2 protein-coding genes are annotated in these 1,256 nt (G+C 30.2%); both read right to left on the reverse strand.

Going from position 1 to position 1,256, the window contains the following annotated elements; all coding sequences use genetic code 11:
- Positions 1-375 (reverse strand): hypothetical protein (locus BACCELL_RS25410; protein WP_007215054.1); only part of this gene is annotated, 375 nt, incomplete at its 3' end.
- A gap of 50 nt (positions 376-425) precedes the next feature.
- A partial coding sequence (locus tag BACCELL_RS25415; protein ID WP_007215055.1) for a Coenzyme F420 hydrogenase/dehydrogenase, beta subunit C-terminal domain occupies positions 426-1,256 on the reverse strand: 831 nt, incomplete at its 5' end.

Below are 1,256 nucleotides of genomic sequence, written 5' to 3' on the forward strand. Positions count from 1 at the left end.
AAGTCTCCACAATGAAATAGTATCACGATAAAGTCCTATATTAACCCCTCCAGGTGCACTAATAATATAATCTGCAGCTTTTATTGCTTTGTAATCTCTACGTATCTCTGAAAATAGAAAAGGTAACTTTTGTGTAAAGAAATTTGGATATTTCATAAAAAAGTCAATAATTCGACTAGTCCCTCTTATAATACCTTTCCTCAGCAAGTGTTTTACATTTTTATATTTATGAAAGCAACGCTCATCCGGTGTAGACATATTATATAAAACTGTTATATCAGTATAATTATTCTCATATAAACTACGGATAAGTGCCAAAGCAGCTGCCTCATCTCCATGATTTTTAGTATGCTGATTTATTATCAATATTTTCATAACACTTATTTATACGTTAAATATTTCCTTAATATAATCATATCCATTATTTATTCTATTATTTTTTGGGCTTTACAATGCAATTCAAACAAGAAAGGTATTGACTTAACAACCGATTTATATATACTATTCTTATTAACAAATAATAAAATCTTTCGAGTTATCAACTTATTCCTGTATTTTTCTTTACGATTTATAGTTCCTTGTTGGGAGGATACTGCCGTTCTCTCGTTTATATACTGCAATTGAATATAATTGAGTTGGCATGCTCTGATTAAAATATCACTACACACATTTTCAAAAATTAAGGTTTGCCCTATTGTTTCAGACGAAAGAATATCTTTTAACCAAGGATCCGCCAGCGTTATATCAGCATTTAGATTCAATGTATCATTACAACGAAAGCAACGAGGCATTATAAACAAACGAGAATGAAAAATCTTCGTCCAAATAGAAAAATTATTAGATACAAACTTCTCTTCTCCGCTTCTTAACATAATAGTGATACCACTTGGCCAACCATTTCCTCTATACTGTATGTTAGTAACATCTTTGCGATCAATATGAATACGCTTCAATAAATATTCTGTTGCCTCAATACTTTGTTGAGAAGAACAAGTCAACCCAATGATATAGCAAAAATGTCCAGTACGCTCAAGGTGATACTTAATAGCTCTACTTTGACAAGGAAGAGAAAAACAAGCAAATCCTCCATGGATATCATTCAAATGATTTTTAATAAATTGAATTAAATCTATCTCTTGATATATTGAACCTATCGGCATATAGTCATCAAAAGAATAAATAAGTTTAGGAATATACCGTAGTGAATTAGAATCAAATGTAAAAGTAATAGCTGTTTCAATTTGCTTTGTTTCAAA

The organism is Bacteroides cellulosilyticus DSM 14838, from assembly GCF_000158035.1.
GTDB lineage: Bacteria > Bacteroidota > Bacteroidia > Bacteroidales > Bacteroidaceae > Bacteroides > Bacteroides cellulosilyticus.